At 64.8% G+C, this 14,452-nt stretch carries 15 protein-coding genes; 7 read left to right on the top strand and 8 right to left on the bottom strand.

Annotation, left to right across the window (positions count from 1 at the left end; genetic code table 11):
• Positions 1 to 8 precede the first annotated feature (8 nt).
• On the bottom strand, positions 9 to 224 hold the full coding sequence (locus RJQ01_RS01490; RefSeq protein WP_350475030.1) for a hypothetical protein: 216 nt from the start codon (positions 222 to 224) through the stop codon (positions 9 to 11).
• Here RJQ01_RS01490 and RJQ01_RS01485 point away from each other — a divergent pair.
• The 6 genes from RJQ01_RS01485 to RJQ01_RS01460 all read left to right on the top strand — a co-directional run bounded on the left by RJQ01_RS01485 (position 123) and on the right by RJQ01_RS01460 (position 6,394).
• Complete coding sequence (locus tag RJQ01_RS01485) at positions 123 to 1,511, top strand: sugar ABC transporter ATP-binding protein (protein WP_350475026.1); 1,389 nt, start codon at positions 123 to 125, stop codon at positions 1,509 to 1,511. The genes RJQ01_RS01490 and RJQ01_RS01485 overlap by 102 nt on opposite strands.
• Positions 1,512 to 1,533: 22 nt before the next feature.
• Positions 1,534 to 2,532 carry an ABC transporter permease gene (locus RJQ01_RS01480; RefSeq protein WP_350474925.1) on the top strand — a complete coding sequence of 333 codons (999 nt, stop codon included), beginning with the start codon at positions 1,534 to 1,536 and terminating at the stop codon, positions 2,530 to 2,532.
• 6 nt (positions 2,533 to 2,538) lie between these two features.
• Positions 2,539 to 2,865, top strand: coding sequence for an L-rhamnose mutarotase (locus RJQ01_RS01475; protein ID WP_350474924.1), 327 nt, complete (start codon positions 2,539 to 2,541; stop codon positions 2,863 to 2,865).
• Positions 2,866 to 2,918: 53 nt separating this feature from the next.
• Positions 2,919 to 3,983, top strand: coding sequence for a Gfo/Idh/MocA family protein (locus RJQ01_RS01470; protein ID WP_350474923.1), 1,065 nt, complete (start codon positions 2,919 to 2,921; stop codon positions 3,981 to 3,983).
• Between the two features lie 70 nt (positions 3,984 to 4,053).
• Positions 4,054 to 5,115 (top strand): enolase C-terminal domain-like protein, encoded by a 1,062-nt coding sequence (locus RJQ01_RS01465; protein WP_350474922.1) that lies wholly within the window; start codon positions 4,054 to 4,056, stop codon positions 5,113 to 5,115.
• Positions 5,116 to 5,155: 40 nt separating this feature from the next.
• Positions 5,156 to 6,394 carry a 2-oxo acid dehydrogenase subunit E2 gene (locus RJQ01_RS01460; RefSeq protein ID WP_350474921.1) on the top strand — a complete coding sequence of 413 codons (1,239 nt, stop codon included), beginning with the start codon at positions 5,156 to 5,158 and terminating at the stop codon, positions 6,392 to 6,394.
• Between the two features lie 96 nt (positions 6,395 to 6,490).
• Here RJQ01_RS01460 and RJQ01_RS01455 read toward each other — a convergent pair whose 3' ends face one another.
• The 5 genes from RJQ01_RS01455 to RJQ01_RS01435 are packed head-to-tail and all read right to left on the bottom strand — an operon-like array spanning position 6,491 to position 11,078.
• Positions 6,491 to 7,381 (bottom strand): amidohydrolase family protein, encoded by an 891-nt coding sequence (locus RJQ01_RS01455; RefSeq protein ID WP_350474920.1) that lies wholly within the window; start codon positions 7,379 to 7,381, stop codon positions 6,491 to 6,493.
• Positions 7,382 to 7,422: 41 nt separating this feature from the next.
• Entirely contained in the window at positions 7,423 to 8,130 is a 708-nt protein-coding gene (locus RJQ01_RS01450) for an SDR family NAD(P)-dependent oxidoreductase (RefSeq protein ID WP_350474919.1), read from the bottom strand.
• A gap of 7 nt (positions 8,131 to 8,137) precedes the next feature.
• The gene (locus tag RJQ01_RS01445) at positions 8,138 to 8,902 is read right to left on the bottom strand and encodes an SDR family NAD(P)-dependent oxidoreductase (protein ID WP_350474918.1); all 765 of its coding nucleotides are present in this window, start codon (positions 8,900 to 8,902) and stop codon (positions 8,138 to 8,140) included.
• Positions 8,899 to 9,981, bottom strand: coding sequence for an alcohol dehydrogenase catalytic domain-containing protein (locus tag RJQ01_RS01440; protein ID WP_350474917.1), 1,083 nt, complete (start codon positions 9,979 to 9,981; stop codon positions 8,899 to 8,901). The genes RJQ01_RS01445 and RJQ01_RS01440 overlap by 4 nt, the downstream gene beginning before the upstream one ends.
• Complete coding sequence (locus RJQ01_RS01435; protein ID WP_350474916.1) at positions 9,978 to 11,078, bottom strand: hypothetical protein; 1,101 nt, start codon at positions 11,076 to 11,078, stop codon at positions 9,978 to 9,980. Before RJQ01_RS01435 ends, RJQ01_RS01440 begins: the two co-directional genes overlap by 4 nt.
• Before the next feature lie 180 nt (positions 11,079 to 11,258).
• Between RJQ01_RS01435 and RJQ01_RS01430 the strand changes: the two genes are divergently transcribed.
• On the top strand, positions 11,259 to 12,527 hold the full coding sequence (locus RJQ01_RS01430) for a hypothetical protein (protein ID WP_350474915.1): 1,269 nt from the start codon (positions 11,259 to 11,261) through the stop codon (positions 12,525 to 12,527).
• 4 nt (positions 12,528 to 12,531) lie between these two features.
• Here the strand turns inward: RJQ01_RS01430 and RJQ01_RS01425 are convergent, their stop codons facing one another.
• Positions 12,532 to 13,302 (bottom strand): FadR/GntR family transcriptional regulator, encoded by a 771-nt coding sequence (locus RJQ01_RS01425; protein ID WP_350474914.1) that lies wholly within the window; start codon positions 13,300 to 13,302, stop codon positions 12,532 to 12,534.
• A 40-nt stretch (positions 13,303 to 13,342) separates the two neighbouring features.
• A complete protein-coding gene (locus RJQ01_RS01420; RefSeq protein WP_350474913.1) occupies positions 13,343 to 14,419 on the bottom strand; it encodes a Gfo/Idh/MocA family protein in 1,077 nt (358 codons plus the stop codon).
• Between the last annotated feature and the right edge of the window lie 33 nt (positions 14,420 to 14,452).

The raw sequence follows: 14,452 nt of genomic DNA, 5'->3' as shown, positions 1-14,452 counted from the left end.
GATTCATGTCACACGACAACGATGAACTGATTCTCAGCGCGACGGGAATCCGGAAATCGTTCGGCGGGGTGGAGGTCCTCCACGGAGTGGACCTCCACCTTCGTCGTGGCGAGGTTCTGGCACTGCTGGGCGAGAACGGTGCGGGAAAGTCGACCCTGGTCAAGATTCTCGCCGGAAGCTATCGGCCCGATGCGGGAGAGATCTCCTTCGACGGAACGAGCCACGCTGCTCTCGACCCGATTCTCGCCAAGAAGGCCGGTATCGCCATGATCTTCCAGGAGATTGCGGATGCACCCGATCTGACCGTCGCGGAGAACATCTCCCTGGGCAGGTGGCCCATGAGGCATGGCCGTGTCGACTGGCAGGAGATGCGACGTACGGCCCGCGAAGCGATGGAGCTGCTGGGCGGTACCGATATCGACGTCGATGCGCCCGTGCGAACTCTCTCGATCGGGCAGCGCCAGTTGCTGGAGATTGCCCGCAACGTCTCGGGATCAGCGCGAATTCTTGTGCTCGACGAGCCGACCGCGGCTCTGTCTTCCTCCGAGGTGGATCGTCTCTTCGCGACGGTCGAGAGGCTGAAGGCGGCTGGAGTGGCGATGGTGTACATCACGCACCGTCTGGACGAAGTGACACGTATCGGAGATCGCGTCGAAGTGCTTCGTGACGGCTACCTGACACTAAACGAGCCCGTGTCGGCCGTTGATCGAGCGATGATGGTCTCGGCAATGATTGGTCGGGAGGCCGGTGACGTTGAGCGACCTCGCGACAACCCCGATTTCGGTGAGATTGCCATCGAAGCTGAGTCCCTCACGTCCGGTTCCGTTTTCTCCGATGTGACCTTTACGTGCCGCGAGGGCGAGGTGCTCGCGCTCTACGGCAAGATCGGCTCAGGAACAGCGGAATCGGCGGAAGCGATCTTTGGGCTTCGTGGCTTGGTCACGGGCAGCATTCGTCTCTACGGTGCGGAGACCACCGCACAGAGCCCCTTCACCGCAGTGCGCGCCGGTCTCGGATTCCTGCCAGCTGATCGCAAGCGCGAAGGGATCTTCGCCGCTCGCTCCGCAGCGGAGAATCTCGCCGCGCCGTCTTGGCCTCTCATGGCCAAGTGGTGGTTCCTGAGCACCGCACGCGAGTTCGCAGCGTTCCTGCGCTGGCGCACTGATCTCAAGATCAAGTCGACGGAGAGTCCAGGACAGCTCATCTCGACGCTTTCTGGCGGAAACCAGCAGAAAGTGTTGCTGGCCCGATGGTTCGAGCGCCAGTCGAAGGTCTTGCTCCTCGTCGAACCGACCCGCGGTGTCGATGTGGGAGCGCGTGCAGACATCTACGAAATCCTGCGCAAGACAGCGAAAGCAGACCAGCGTGCGGTCGTGATCGCCACGTCTGACGGCGAGGAAGTAGTACAAGTCGCGGATCGCGTCATCATCATGGACCGCGGTCGCATTACTTCGGAGCTTGTGGGCGACGACATCACCTCGGGCGCACTCGCCCTCGCCGTGGGAAACTAAGAGAAGGAACGGATAACTCATCGTGTTCAGTGCAGAACCCCAACAGTCTGCTGGCTCCAAGAAAGCGCCCGACCTCTCAACTCGCAAGGGCCGATCTGTTCCCGAGCTTGCAGCACTGAGTGTTGTCTTGGTCATCATGATCGGCTACTTCTCGATCGCAAGCGAGTTCTTCCTGCGGCCAGACAACCTGCTCAACATCTTGACCGCGATCGCGGTCACGGGCATCCTCGCGATCCCAGCGACCATGCTGCTCATCGCAGGCCAGGTGGACTTGTCTGTCGGCTCCGGCGCGGCATTCGCCGGCGTCGTGTTCGCCGTTGTGTACTCGAGTCAGGGGGTCGTGTCGGCGATCATCATTTCGGTGGCCGTCGGTTTGCTGGCGGGAATGGTCAACGGATTCCTGGTGACCGTGGTGGGCATCAACTCCCTCATCACCACGCTCGGGACGTTGGCGGTGCTTCGCGGAGGGACTCGATTGTTGACCGACGGCCAGACCGCCGTGGTCAATGACTTCACTTTTCTGGGCACCGCACGCCCGATACTGGGCATCCCCCTGCCAGTCCTGATTTTCGTGGCCATTGCGATCGCGGCGATCCTGGTGATGCGCTACACCGTGTTCGGCCGGTCTCTCTACGCGATTGGCGCGAATCCTGTCGCAGCCCGCCTCGTCGGTATTCGAACGGGCTTGATCTTGTTCGTGACCTTTGCCCTGACCGGCCTGGCGATGAGCCTCGGTGGGCTCATCCTCACGAGTCAGCTGAGCGCCGCATCCACCAACGCAGGTCTCGGGCTGGAGTTGACGGTCGTGACGGCCATCGTCCTCGGTGGCGCGAGCCTCTCCGGTGGCCGAGGCAGCATCACCGGCACGATGTTCGGGCTCCTCATCATCGGCGTGATGAACAACGGGCTGGTGCTCCTCAACGTGAGCTCGTTCTGGCAGGACGTGGCCCGAGGCGTCTTGCTCATCCTTGCAGTGTCCTTCGACCGACTACGCGAACGCATCAACGCGAGACAGGGGTAGATCACTATGGAAAGACTGTGCTTCCTCATGCACCTCGTTCCCGGCATGGAGGCCGAATACGAGAAGCGCCACGACGAAATCTGGCCCGAGATGGAGGCAGCGGTCGTCGCCGCGGGCTTCCGGAACTATTCGCTGTTCCGCCGAGGAACCCAGGTCATCGGCTACGCCGAATGCGTTCCTGACATCGCCACCGTTCTCAGCCAGATGGGTGCTGCAGAGGTCAACGCTCGCTGGGGTGAGTCGCTCTCACACGTCATCGCGTCGATGACGGACGAGACCGGCGACCTCATTCGATACACCGAGGTATGGCACTTGGACGAGTCCGCCAAGTAGCGCCTCCAAGGCGCCTCGGGCGCCACCCCGACGCAAGAGAAGGAGAACACATCATGGCAAAGCTTCGCCTCGGCCTCATCGGTGCCGGTTCGTGGGCGGTGGCCGCTCACCTTCCCGCGCTCGCAGCTCGTTCGGATGAGGTGGAATTCGTCGGCGTGTGCAGGTCAGACCCCACTGCACTGGCCAGAATCCAGGAGCAGTACGGGTTCACGATGGCATCGGCCGACTATCGCGATGTTCTCGAGCAGGACCTGGACATCGCAATCGTCGCGTCGCCCTCGGGACTGCACCACGAGCACGCGACTGCGGCCTTGCGAGCCGGTGCGCATCTGCTCCTGGAGAAGCCGATGACCATCGCGGCGTCCGAGGCGTGGGACATCGTGCGCGTCGCCGAGGAGAACGACCGGCAGTTGCTGCTGAGCTTCGGCTGGAACTACATGCCGATCGTGCAAACCGCGGTGAAGGCGGTTCGCGATATCGGTATCGGGAAGCTCGAGCACATGACGATTCACATGTCGTCGCAGACCAGGGAGCTGCTGAGCAATACGGGCGCCTACCCCGATGCTGACCCCGACACGATTCCGCAGGCCAGCACGTGGACCGATCCTGCCCTCTCCGGTGGCGGTTACGGACAGGCGCAGCTCAGCCACGCGCTCGCGCTGGCGCTGGCTCTCGTTCCCGATGACGATGTCGTCGCCGCGTTCGCGATGATGACCAATCCGCTCAACGCACCCGTCGAGCTGCACGACGCCGCAACTCTGCAGTTCGCCGGCGGCGGTATCGCGGCAATGTCAGGTGGCTCGAGCCATGTCGGAGCCTCGGGCAACAAGCATGAGCTGGAGGTGCGCGCCATCGGCAGCGAGGGGCAGTTCATCGTCGACCTGCACCGAGAACTCGTCTGGGTGTTCCGGCCGGACGGCACTGACTTCACGGCGGAGCTGCCCCCCTCGGCCGGCGCGTACGACATGTTCGGCCCCGCCAATGCTCTGCTCGATGTCGGCCAGGGTCGGTTGGAGGCCAACCACGCGGACGGCCGACTCGGCGCACGGACGGTCGATGCCCTCGAGCTCGTGTACGCCGGAGCGGCAGCGGGACGGGTCGTGCGCAAGGGTGATTGATGGTCTGGAGTACTGGGTCGTCCCCTATGCGGAACCCAATGATCACGGCAGCACCCGCTACTCGGTCTTCGTGCACCTTCGCGATAGCTCGGGCGCCAGCGGCTGGGGCGAGGCCGTAACTATCTTCGAGGAAGCGGCACGATCGACGATGCTGCTTCTCGATGGCTGGTCACCGCTCGTGATGGGTCTGGAGGCAGACCCGGCCGTGGTGCGCCGGGCCGTGCAGGAGCGCGCCTGGTGGTATTCGGGAGGCGGGTCTGCAGCCTTCGCACTCTCCGCCCTCGACATCGCCGCATGGGATCTCGCTGCACGGCTGCAGGAGCGCACCGTCGTCGACCTGCTCGGCGGCCCGGCCCGGGCGCACGATGCCACTCTGCCGATCATCGTCAGCACGCATGCCTTCTATGAGGACTTGGATTACCAGTCGGAGTTCCTGGCGCAGTGCGTGGCCGAGATCGCCGCTGCAGGGGTCAAGGTCGGCTGGGGCAAGGCAGGGGGCGCTGGGCTCGGGCTCGACCCGGTTCGCGACGAGCTGTTCGCGCGAAAGCTCCGCGACGCACTCCCCGCAGAGAGCCTGATGATCTTCGACATCGGCGCTCGGATCACATGGAGTCCGCAGGAGGCCATTGATCGAGTGGCCGCATTCGAGCGGTACGGCCTCTACTGGATCGAGGAGCCGTTGGGCGCGGACAACCCCGAAGGGTACGCCCGGCTCAAGGCCTCCACATCGGTGTTGATCGCCTACGGAGAGCGTGAGTGGACGGCCAACGGGGTTCGTCGCATTCTCGCGACCGACACCGTGGATGTCGTCGGCATCGATGCCGGCCGTGCCGAAGGGATCACGGGATTCACGGATGCGGTGCGCAGCATCGAAGCCGCGTCGAAGCAGGTCAACGCGCACGCGTTCGCGGGCCCGAGCTCGTACGCGGCCGGCCTCGCTGTCTCGTTGACCACGACGACGTGCCGGCAGTTCGAGGTCGCGCCCTTGCGCAACGAGCTGATGACCGAGCTGGCACCGAGCCTCGAGGTCCCCCACGAGCGCGTGGGCGTGCTGCCGGGCCCAGGTCTGGGCGTTGAGATCGATCGCATGGCTGTCGTGCGCCTCGCTGTAGCGAGTTCATCGTCGGCGTGACCTCCGACCGCCAGCACACCGTAGACCAGGAGTATCGACCATGAGCACAATCATCGTGCTGCCCGCGCTCGGGGAAAGCGTCTCTGAAGGGACGATCACGCGATGGCTGAAGCAGGTCGGTGATGCGGTCGACGAAGGCGAACCCCTCGTCGAGGTGTCGACAGACAAGGTGGATACCGAGATCGTCTCGACCGCGTCAGGGATCGTCGAGTCGTTGCTGATCGACCAGGATCAGACGGTCGATGTCGGCACCCCCATCGCACAGATCTCCAGCCAGGAGGTCGGGGCTGCTGCTCCCGCCCCCGCAGATCGAGGCACGACGCAGCGCTCGCCGCAAACGGCGACAGACACCTCGCCGATGCCCTCGCTACACGAGAGTCGCGACGAACGGGCATCCAACGATCCCGCCGCATCGAGTCCGCAGGGCTTCTTGTCTCCTCTTGTGCGTCGACTCATCGCGGACCATGAGATCGATGTGTCGTCGCTGGCCGGAACAGGTCGCGGAGGGCGCATTCGACGAGATGACGTGCTCGCGGCCGTCGGCTCAGACAGTTCACCGGTGGCCCAGGCGACTCTTCGCGGGACCACGGTGCCGTTGTCGCGACTGCGACGGGTCCTGGCGGCCAAGGCTGTCGAGTCGATGTCGGCGACGGCACAACTCACCACGGTGATAGAAGTCGATGTCTCTCGCATCGACCACCTCCGTCGGGAGTACAAGGAGTCGTTTCGAGCGCGCACCGGCCTGGGGTTGACCTTCCTGCCGTTCTTCGCCGTGGCTGCCACGGAAGCGCTGGCACAGCATCCGATCATTAATGCGCGCATCGAGGGCGACAGCCTCGTGTATCCCGGTGTCGAGAACGTGTGCTTCGCGGTCGACACGGAGAAGGGTCTCTACAGCCCGGTCGTGCGCGACGCTGCCGATCTCGGGGTCGAGGGTTTCGCGCGAGCGATCGACGACGTCGCGACTCGGGCGCGCGGTGGTGAGCTATCGCCCGACGATCTGACGGGCGGCACCTTCACCATCACCAACACGGGGTCTCGGGGGGCGCTCTTCGATACCCCGGTGGTGTTCCTTCCTCAGGTGGCCATCCTGGGCACAGGCGTCGTCTCGCGCCGTCCGGTCGCCCTACACCGAGACGGCGAGGAGTACATCGCTGTGCGGTCCATGGTCTATCTCGCCCTCTCCTATGACCACCGCGCGGTCGACGGAGCCGATGCGGCGCGATTCCTGGCGACCGTGAAGGGTCGTTTGGAATCCGGAGACTTCGCGCTGTCCTGACCCGCCGTGGGCGAGGGCGATGCTGACCGTCCGCGGCAGCCGGGAGCATGCTCCTGCGAAGCTCCCTCCCGGCTGCCGTGGTCGTCCGCGGTGCCGCTACGCCCCGGAATCCAGGCGGTAGATGCGACGGGCGTTCTCGAACAGGAAGGCCGCCTGCTCTGCATCAGAGAGCGTGGACGCAGCCTTCCGGTAGATCGCCATGATGGCGTCGTAGGACGACACGATGCGGTCGAGAGGCCAGTTGGATCCGACGACGGAGCGGTCAGCGCCGAACGCCTCGAGGCAGGTCATCATCCACGGTTCGAAATCGGCGTACTCACCGCGCTGGTCGGTCATGCCGACTCCCGAGATCTTGCAGATCACGTTCGGTGCCTGGCCCAGATCACGGATTCCCTCGCGCCAGGAGGCGAAGTACTCGTCGTCTCGGCGGCGAGGGAAGCCGATGTGCTCCAGCACGATCTGCAGATCGGGGTGGCGCTCGGCGAGCGCGCGTGCAGCGGCCATGTTGGGCCAGCCGCAGTCGAGGTCGAAAACCAGTCCTCGCTTGGTCATCTCGACGAGTGAAGCCTCGAACTGGGCATGCGTCTCGCCCGACGCGAGGTAGGGCTCCGATGCGAAGTCGCGCACTCCGACGAAGTAGGGCGACGCTCCGTGGCCATCGAGCTGCCGCATGGCGTCGTCGGTGCCGAGATCGGTGTGAGCCACGATCGTGAAGGGTGCAGGCGCGCTCTCGTGCATCTCTGTCAGCCACGTCGTCTCATCGACGGGATCCTCCGTGCCGATCGCAGCCTGGACATGCACGAACGACTCGACGTCGGCGAACCGCGCTTCTGCCCACAAGGCATCGATGTCGTACCGAAGTGACTTCATCGCGTCGATGTTCCCGAGGTCCGGGTGGACGAAATCGGGCTCAAGCCAGACGTATTTCAGCACCGGGTGCTGAAGATCGAAGAAGTGTACGTGCGTGTCAACAATCGGATGAACCATGTGTCGCTCCTTTGCGGTGATGAGTGGATTTTCGGACGGGGTCAGTGGATGAGGAAGCCGCCATTGACGTCGACGACGGCTCCCGTGATGTAACCGGCGTGGGTGGAGCACAGGAACGCGGCGATATCGGCCACATCGTGGGCCTCACCGAGGCGACCGACAGGAATGCGCCCGACCATGTCCGCAATCCCGGTGACCATGTCGGTGTTGATGAGGGCCGGCGCGAGGGAGTTCGCCGTGATGCCGTGCGGCGCGTACTCCGTGGCAATGGCCTTCGTCAGCGCCATCACCCCTGCCTTGGATGCACCGTACGCGGCAACATTCCGGCTACCCCCGGTGATTCCCGCACTGGAGCCCAGGGTGAGAACTCGTCCGTAGCCTGCCTCCCGCATGTGCGGTAGCACCTCGCGTGCGCACAAGAAGGCGCCAGTGAGGTTGACGCGAAGGGTTCGGTCGAAACTCGCCAGGCTCGTCTCCTCGAACGGCTCGATCGGAAAGATTCCCGCGTTGAGCACGAGGATCGTGGGAGGGCCGAGCTCCTGGACGACGGTGTCCACCGCCGTCCGCACGGATTCTTCCGCGGTGACATCGAGGCTCAGCCCCATGATGCCCTCGTGATCGGGCACCGAGATGTCGCCGACGGCGACGAGGGCGCCGAGGTCCCGAAGCGTCTTCGCGATCGTTGCACCGATGCCGCCTGCGCCCCCGGTGACGAGCGCGACACGACCAGTGAATCCCTCGAGTTCCATTGTTCTCCTAATAGATCAGTTGCCCGCCCGACACGTTGAGAACCGTGCCGGTGACGAAAGTGGAAGCATCGGAGAGCAGGTACATGACGGCGCCGGCGAGTTCTTCGGGGGCTGCTACTCGTCCCATCGGAACGGTGGCGATGAAGGCCGCGCGGGCCTCTGCGGAGAGACCTTCGCGCATCATGGCCGTGTCGACGCCACCCGGTGCGATCGAGTTGACGCGAATTCCGTCGGCGGCGAGGGTCTTGGCGAGGCCGCGCGTCATCGAGACGACGCCGCCCTTGGTGGCGGAGTAGGGAATCGAGTTGCCGATACCTCCCGTCCACCAGCCCTGCGACGAGAAGTTGACGATCGAACCACGGGCGCCCGTGGAGCGCCACTCGGCGGCGAGCTCTCTGTTGAGGAAGAACGTCGCCTTCATGTTGACATCGAACTGCAGATCCCACTCTTCTTCGGTGATCGCGTACAGGTCGTTGTTGCGGAGGATGACGGCAGCGACGTGGGCGAGCCCCACCACCGTGCCTGCTGCTTTCGCTGCCGCGATGATGGCGGAGTGCGAGCCGACGTCGCTGATGTTCTCCTCGATGGCAACATGTCCGTCCCCGATGAGGCCGTCAATGGTTTCTGACAGGCTCGACCCGGGCCGGTCGACGCCCGCGACGATCGCACCGCACTCGGCGAGTGCGCGGCACACCGCGCTCCCGATACCCCCCGCCGCCCCCGTCACCATGACGACGTTGCCCACCAGCCCGCTGTCGTTTCTCCACGTCATGTCGCTTCTCCACTTTCTCGGGGTTGGATGCTGCCATAGCCCACCCAGGGTTCGATGATCGTGCGCAGCCGCCCGTTGTCGCCGATGGTCTCGAACGCTCCTGCGGCGTCGGCGAAAGGCCGTACGTCGGTGAGAAGGTGCTCGAGGCGCAGGCCGTGCTCGATGCGCATGGCGATCACGTCGGCGATGTCCTGACGGGTGAAGCCCCGACTGCCGAGCACCCTCAACTCTTTCTGGATGAGCGACATGGACGTGGTGGAAAACGGAGTGGCAGACGCTCCTACCAGCACCACTGTGGATCCGATTCCCGCGATCTCGATCGCGAGTTCATCCATCTCCCCAGAGCCGACGCACTGGATCACGACATCGATGTGACCACCGGCGGCAGCTCGGATCGCGTCGGCGCCCTCGACGGAGGCGATGATCTTTTCGGCCCCCAGCGACCGAGCCACCTCGAGTTTCTCGCGCGAGCGACCGACGGCGATCACTCGGGCGCCACGCAGGGTCGCGAGCTGGACGGCGTTGCTCCCAATGCCTCCGGTGCCGATCACCGCGACGACCTGGCCCGAGGTCACCTCGGCCAGGCGGAGAGCGTGATAGGGCGTGGCGACCGCGTCGGACAGTACCGCGAGTTCGATCGCCGGGAGCCCTTGCCCGTGGACGAGGGAATGAAGGGGTCGCGTGATGAACTGGCTCAGTGCCCCGTCGACGTCGACGCCCATGCGTCGTACGCCGGGGCCGAGGTTCTCTTTGCCGGAGCGTGCTGCGAAGTCGGTATCGGGATCGATGTAGTAGACCGCGACGCGCTGACCGAGCCACTGATGCTCGTCGTCTCCCTGCCCGACCGCGATGACCGTGCCGGCAGCCTCGTGGCCGGGAATAATGGGAAAGACATCGTCGCCGAATCCCCCCGATCGCAGGAACCTGTCGGAACCGCACAGCCCGACCGCCTCGACCTTGATGAGTGCTTCACCGGCGTTCGGAACGTCGACGGGACGGCGCACGGGAATCACCGTTTCGCCCTTGGCGGGCAGACTCCATGCCAGCCCGCTCTCGGGTGCGTCGGACAGCTGCGTCACTCTGGATCCGGAGCAGACAGAGGGCCGAGAAAGACTTTTCGGTCTCGGTGGGCACGTGAGCCGAATTCTGTGGGCTTGGTGCGCCCGGCTCGGGTGTACATCTCTTCCGGTACTGCGGTCGGATCCTTGTACATGGTCCAGCGGCACTGCTGGCGCTCGGTCTGGCCGGGCGTGTAGACCGGGGGGTCGACGACGCGGACGGGGTACCCGAAGTTGTCCATCGGCATCTGCTCGGTGAGCACGATGCAGTGAGCGCAATACAGGCACACGCCGGGGGTGTAGTGGTTCCAATCGTGCGGCTCTTCCGAAACTTTCCAGTTGTAGGGCGCCTCCATCCGCGGCCCCGTGTGCTCGATCTCGTCGCCCTGCACGGTGCGCCCACCGGAGCCGCACGGGTCGAAACTGACCACGTACCGATCGTCGAACTCTTCGAGACCGATGTCGCCGGTACGCTCGGGCCCGACGAGGTGACCCCTCATGGCTTCGAACGTCACATACATGAGTACATCGAGAGACTCGCCCCACTCGAAGGTATCGATGTCGAATCGCTTGTACCGAGCGTCGAACCAGGGCTGCAGGATCACCTGCCACATCTCGAGGATCGCGTCCTCGCCGAGCCTCGTCGAGATCTCGGAGGAGTAGCCGTAGATGGTGTCGACATCTCGATCGTGGGTCCTCCGCCAGGTCTCCTTCGCCTCGCCCATGAGCTCGTGGGCCCGGCCGGCGTCTTGGCGATCAGCGGCCTCGGTCACGTCGGCGATCAGCGTGTGCAGGGTCGACCACTCCTTCTCCGGTTCGAAGAGCTGACCGTCCGGCATGCGCGTGACCTCCGCGATCTCGGTGCGGATGGTGCGAACGTCCTCGTCACTCACACCCCGTGAGAGCATGAAGTCTTCGAGCTCGCGAGTCCACTGCCGGTAGAGGTCCCAGCACACTCGGGCCTCGTCGACGAAGTAGTTCGCGAGTTCGCTCGCGTCGGTCCAGCGGCCCTCGTCGATGGCCCGGCCGACCTCGCGGAATGTGGATACCTTCTGGTCAACCCAGTCGCCCGATCGGATGCGGCGGCCGAGTACTTCCGAGAAGGTAAGGGCTGACATTGCGACTCCGTCTGGATCAGGTGCGTCCTCCGACTGTAGTGTCTAGAGCGCGAACCCGCAATCGTTACCGGGAAGGTTTCCACTGTGACAAAACCGCCTAGAATCGGGCTTGTTTCCCCGTACTGGAGTTTTTGGGAAGGGGTGGTCGACGGCGACCCTAGAGCGGTACACAGCGAGCTCTTGCACCGGTCGGCGGAGGTGCTCACCGGCTACGGTAACGTCGTCTGGAGCGTTGCTGCCGAGGGCCTCGAACCGGAGCTGGCTCCCGTCGATCTCGTCGTGGTTGCCGTCACGATGGCGTCGCCCCCCGCCGCTCTTCGCGCCTTCCTGGCCGAACGAAAAGACTGCGTCGTGCTGGTCTGGGCCCATCACGCATTCCCCCGGCTTCCCGAGCCGTTCACTCACCAGTCGATCACCGTGCGCGGTGCGACGGTGGGCGCATCGATGGTCGCGGCGTCGTTGTCGCAGGCGGGCATCCGGCATGACGTGGTGCTGGGCGACGCGGCGTCGCCCCAGGTGCATGATGCGCTGCGCTGCGCGGCTGCGGCCGCGTCGATTCGCGGCTGCCGGATCCTTGTCGTCGGAGAACCCCTCGACGGCTACGACTTCGTCATGCCTCCCGAAGGCGAGATCTCTCGGCTAGGTATGACGCTGGTGACCCGCACTCCCGAGGACATCGCCTCGGATGCTGAGCACGTGAGCGAGCGAGAGTTGGCCGCTCTGAGAGCCGAGTTGGGCGTCAGCCTGCGTGAGGCGACGACGGCGGAAGGGGAGGAATCCGCGTTGCGCTACGCCCACGCGCTGCGATGCGCGGTCGACAGCAGCGAGGCGCGAGCGGGAACTCTCAACTGCCATGTGCCGAGCCTCCGGACGGGAGCACGGGGCGGAGGTGTTGCGCCGTGCTTCGCGCTGGGCCGAGAGACTAGTCGGGGGTGCCCCTTCACCTGCACCGGTGATCTCAACACTTCCTTGGCCATGCTCCTCGTCACCGCACTGGGGCACCCGACGATGTATCACGAGATGGAGGCGATCGACGAGACCACGAACGACGTCGTTCTGGCGAACTCGGGCGAGCACGATAATCGTTTCGCCCCGCTCTCTGCCGCTCGCGTCGTGGCCAACCCATGGTTTCCCGGGGCCAACCCCACTCCGATCGTCCGCTTCCAGGTCGCGCCGGGGCCAGCGAGTGTCGTCGCGGTCGCGGTCCTCGGCGGGCGGCTCACGGTCGTCGTCGCGCGAGGAGAGTTCACGGATCGACCCACGGAGGACGTCGGGACGATGTCAGCGTCGTTCCGGTTCGCGGGGTCTCCGGCGGCCTCGGGCTGGCGAGACTGGGTGCGGGCTGGCGCCGGCCACCATGCGTGCGCCACGAACGCGGACGTCACGCGGGACCTGGCCGAGGTGTGTCGTCATCTCGATCTCGACCTGATCACGATCGGCGAGGGTTGACGGTTCAGGGGGACTTCGAGAATCCGATCAGATCACGCGATGGAGTGCCCAGCACGCTCACCTGCCCGAAATCGACGTACTCCTCCCACTCCAGAAAGTGATCAGCCATGGCTCTGATCGCCTTCTCGCGGTCCCCATCGATGATGGCGTCGGCGATCGCCTGGTGACGCGCGATCGCCGGGCCCGGCGAGCCGTCCGTGTGAACCTCGAACCAGCGATGCCAGTTCTCATCGACCCCATTGAGCACGGCTGATCGCACAGCCCCGATGATGAGACCGAGTGCCCGGTTTCCCGAGAGCTCGATGATTCCCTCGTGAAACGCCTGGTCTGCAGCGGTGAGCTGATCGACCCCCTCGGCTTTCGCCATGGCGTCGATCAGTGGCTCCAGAACGGCCCGGCGGCGACCGGAATCCGCGGAGGTCGCGGCGAGAGCGGCAGCCTGCAGCTCGAGCGAAGAGCGGCACTGCTGTATCTCGACTGCGGAGATGCCGTCCTGCGACGCGCGAACGCGAAAGAGCGATTCGAGCACTTCGGAGCCCGGGCGCCGGATGAGCGGCTCTCGGCCTTGCTGGCGGCGGACGATGCCGCGGCCGACGAGTATGGCGATCGCTTCCCGGACGACGATGACGCTGACACCGAATCGCGAGGAGAGCTCCGCGGTGCTCGGGAGCGACGCTCCTTCATCCCAGCGCTGCTCGATGATCAGATCCAGCAGTCGCTCCGCCAGTTGCTCCACCAAGGACTCGCGCCGGAGTCCGTCCTTCTCCTCAGCCACGGTCACCTTCTCTCCTCAAGGCTCTGCCGCACGCACGTCGTCACGCGTTCGAGGAGCCGATCCTCTCGTCTCGACCGGACGACGATGAACGGTAGGCAGCCTCGAGGAACTCGACCGTTGCGATCGACGAATCGGCGGTCTCCGGCCCGAACGCACCCCCCGAGCATACGTCGATAAGTGACTGAACCGGCCCGCCCGTCGGATAGATCTCGTCGGGCCCGGCGTCAGGAACCTCCTCGACGCTGCCGTCGTTGAGCACGATCGTCAGCGTGCCGTTGATGAGTTCCTGCAGCACGTACCCTTCGGTGCCGTAGTAGCGCAGCTCCTGCTGCTGGCCCTGCCCGGCTTGCAGCTGACCGGTGGACCCAGCGGTGCCGATCGCACCGTTGCTGAGGATGAAGCTCATGGAGTCGATGAGGTCGACATCCAGATCTCGATTCTCCATTCGTGCGAAGACTCGATCGCCGCTGAGGCCCGTCACCCAGAAAACCATGTCCATGAGGTGCGTCATCTGGGTCCAGGCCTGTCCCCCGCCGCTGAGGGCGGGATTCGAGTAGGTATCGGGGGACGGCCCATTGACGGGAAAATTGAACACCGCCCGATACTCATCGGGGTTGCCCTGGTAGTACGCCGTCACCATGGAGGCGAACAGCGCGGAGACGAAGGTCACCTCGCCGATGGCGCCGCTGCGGACCACCTCGCGGGCCCTCTTGGCATGGCGGGTGTGCTGGTAGGTGTGCCCGACCAGGAGGGCACGATCCTGCGCGCGCGCGAGCTCCTGAAGCTCCCGCGCCTCCTCTCCGTGGAGGGTGAGCGGTTTCTCGACCAGGACATGCTTGCCGGCCGTGAGCGCGTCCTTGGCGAGACCGAAGTGCGATGAGTGCGGGGTGGCGATCACAACGCCCGTCACGTCGTCGTCTTCCAGGAGATCCCGGTGATCGGTTGTCGCGAGTCGTGGCTCGAAGGCCGTCGATGCCGCGAGGAGCCTGTCATGATTCTGGTCAGCGATACCGGCCAGGTGGCCGCCTCTGCTGCTGAGGATGGCCGGGATGTGGAACTGAGTAGCCCACCACCCTGTGCCGATTACGCCAATGCCCGTCGTGGATTCGTGTGTCATGTCGTCACCTTCATCGTTGGTTGTGTCAGAGAT

Origin of the sequence: Microcella sp., from assembly GCF_040286215.1 — a bacterium.
GTDB lineage: Bacteria > Actinomycetota > Actinomycetes > Actinomycetales > Microbacteriaceae > Microcella.
Note: the sequence above shows the minus strand (reverse complement) of the source record. Positions and strands in the feature narration are given on the sequence as shown.

Coding starts and splice junctions, on each gene's coding strand:
- RJQ01_RS01445 (WP_350474918.1), bottom strand. CDS start 8,902: ATGACGTGGAGAAACGACAGCGGGCTGGTGGGCAACGTCGTCATGGTG.
- RJQ01_RS01470 (WP_350474923.1), top strand. CDS start 2,919: ATGGCAAAGCTTCGCCTCGGCCTCATCGGTGCCGGTTCGTGGGCGGTG.
- RJQ01_RS01420 (WP_350474913.1), bottom strand. CDS start 14,419: ATGACACACGAATCCACGACGGGCATTGGCGTAATCGGCACAGGGTGG.
- RJQ01_RS01435 (WP_350474916.1), bottom strand. CDS start 11,078: ATGTCAGCCCTTACCTTCTCGGAAGTACTCGGCCGCCGCATCCGATCG.
- RJQ01_RS01460 (WP_350474921.1), top strand. CDS start 5,156: ATGAGCACAATCATCGTGCTGCCCGCGCTCGGGGAAAGCGTCTCTGAA.
- RJQ01_RS01475 (WP_350474924.1), top strand. CDS start 2,539: ATGGAAAGACTGTGCTTCCTCATGCACCTCGTTCCCGGCATGGAGGCC.
- RJQ01_RS01450 (WP_350474919.1), bottom strand. CDS start 8,130: ATGGAACTCGAGGGATTCACTGGTCGTGTCGCGCTCGTCACCGGGGGC.
- RJQ01_RS01455 (WP_350474920.1), bottom strand. CDS start 7,381: ATGGTTCATCCGATTGTTGACACGCACGTACACTTCTTCGATCTTCAG.